1 protein-coding gene is annotated in these 2,432 nt (G+C 68.0%); it reads left to right on the forward strand.

Annotated elements, in window-relative coordinates:
• Positions 1-199: 199 nt before the first annotated feature.
• Positions 200-2,173 (forward strand): peptidyl-prolyl cis-trans isomerase, encoded by a 1,974-nt coding sequence (locus tag RSA25_RS19430; protein ID WP_332810459.1) that lies wholly within the window; start codon positions 200-202, stop codon positions 2,171-2,173.
• Positions 2,174-2,432 lie beyond the last annotated feature (259 nt).

The following is a 2,432-nucleotide window of genomic DNA, read 5'->3' on the forward strand; positions in this document are numbered from 1 at the left end:
GGGACACTGCACAAGGGTCTGCCGGCCGCCAAGGGGCCCCGGACGCGCGCGCGCCGCCCGATCGAAGCCGCCGCCCCCCACAACAGCGCGCCCACGCAGCCGTTGCAGCGCGGGCTCCGCCGCCATCGCCGCCGATTTTGGAGCCACGCCGGAAGCGGGTTACACTGCCCGGCTCGCCACTCAGGCCATGATTTTTCCCATGCTGCAGAAACTTCGCGACAAGACCTCCGGCTGGATCGTTACCGTGATCCTGGGGCTGCTGATGATTCCGTTCCTGTTCGTGATCGACTCCAGCTACCTCGGTGGCGTCGGCGCGCAGAACGTGGCCAAGGTGGCAGCGCCGCCGACCTGGTGGCGCTCCGCGCCGTCGTGGTGGCCCATGTCCTTCCTCTGGCAGCACCATGAGATCAGCTCGCAGGACTTCCGCGTCCGCTTCGAGCAGGCGCGCCAGCAGGCCCGCCAGGAGCAGGGGGAAGACTTCGACCCGCGCCACTTCGAAAGCACCGAGAACAAGCTCGCCGTCCTCGACCAGATGATCGACGAACAGGTGGTCCGCCTGGCCGGCGAACAGTCGGGCATCGTCATCGGCGACAACGCCGTGCGCGAGTACATTGCCGCCATTCCCGCCTTCATCGGCCCCGACGGCAAGTTCAACGACAACCAGTACCGCATCGCCTTGGCCAGCGGCAATCCGCCGCGCACCCCCACCCAGTTCGAGGCCCTCGTCCGCGAGAGCATCCAGCAGGCGGTGATCCCCTCGGCCCTGCAGTCCTCCGGCTTTGTCACCCCCGCCGAAACCGAGCGCCTGCTCAAGATGCTCGGCGAGACCCGCGACATCGAACTGGCCGCGTTGCCGGACCAGCCGGCTGATACCGCCGAGGTCACCGACGCCCAGATCAAGCAGTGGTACGACGGCCACCTCAAGGCGTTCCGCCAGCCTGAAACCGTGTCGCTGGAGTACGTGGAAATCAACGGCGCCAGCCTGCCGCCGGCGACTGCTGCCGACGAGGCCACGCTGCGCAAGCGCTATGACGATGAAAAGGCGCGCTTTGCCACGCCCGAACAGCGCCTGGCCTCGCACATCCTGATCGCCGCCGATGGCACCGACCCGGCCAAGCTGAAGGCCGCCGAGGAAAAGGCACTGCGCCTGACCACCGACGCCAAGAAGCCGGGCGCCGACTTCGCCGCCCTGGCCCAGGCCAACTCCGACGACCCCGGTTCCAAGGCGAACGGTGGCGACCTGGGTTGGGTCGAGCGCGGCGCGATGGTCAAGCCGTTCGAAGACGCGCTGTTCAACATGCAGGCCGGCGAAGTGACCGGCCCGGTCAAGACCGAGTTCGGTTACCACGTGCTGCTGCTGCGCGAGAAGAAGGGCGGCGAAAGCCGTTCGTTCGAAGACGTGCACGACCAGCTGGTGGCCGAGCAGCTCAAGGCCGACAACGAGCGCGCCTTCACCGAGCTGAGTGGCCGCCTGGTGGACCTGGTCTACAAGAACCCGACCTCGCTGGAAAGCGCGGCCAAGGAACTGAACCTGCCGGTGCAGACACTTGGCCCGTTCAACCGTGCCACCGCCAGCGGCATTGCCGCCAACCCGGCGGTGCTGCGCGCGGCGTTCTCCGACGTGCTGACCCAGGACAGCACGGTGAGCGACCCGATCGAGATCGCGCCCAACCACAACGTGATGATCCGCGTGACCGAGCACAGCCCGGAACAGGCGCTGCCGCTGGACAAGGCGCGCGAGCAGGTGATCGCCGCGATCCGTGCCGACCGTGCCCGCCAGGCCTCGGAGAAGGCGGCTGACGCGCTGCTGGCCAAGCTCAAGGGCGGGCAGAGCCTGCAGGCGCTGGCCGCGAGCGAGAAGCTGCAGCTGAGCCCGATGCCGGGCCTGCCGCGCACGCAGCCGATTCCGACCGCGGAAATCAACCGCGCGGTGTTCTCGGCGGTGGCCCCGACCGAGGGCAAGCCCACCTACGGCAGGGTCGCGGTGCAGGGCCGTTACGTGGTGTACGCGGTGACGAAGGTGAGCCCGGGCAACCTGGCCGAGATTCAGCCGGAGCAGAAGAAGGCCTTCACCGACCAGTTGAACCAGATGGACGGCATGGCCGCAGCCAAGGCCTACATCGAGGCGATGCGCAAGCATTACCGGGTGCAGACCGAAGAAGCGAACCTGTAACCGGCGGGTTTGCCGGAAACGCCAGACAGCGCGGTAGTGCCGTCTGGCGGGTTGCTTGAGAACAGCGCCCCGATTCCATCAGGAGTCGGGGCGTTCTTGTTTCGGCCAAGGCGAAGCGGAGCGCGTGGACTGGCGACAGCGGCGTGCGGGTGGCCAATTGCGCAGGCGCGCAGGCGCGAAGATCGTGTCTTCGATGGCGGCGAGGCGCGCGTCCGGGGCCCCTTGGCGGCCGGCAGACCCTTGTGCAGTGTCCCCCGGC

The sequence above is a fragment of the Stenotrophomonas sp. genome (assembly GCF_036662295.1).
Classification (GTDB): Bacteria; Pseudomonadota; Gammaproteobacteria; order Xanthomonadales; family Xanthomonadaceae; genus Stenotrophomonas.

Excerpts from the sequence above, each read along its gene's own strand:
- RSA25_RS19430 (WP_332810459.1), top strand. The coding sequence starts at position 200 with ATGCTGCAGAAACTTCGCGACAAGACCTCCGGCTGGATCGTTACCGTG.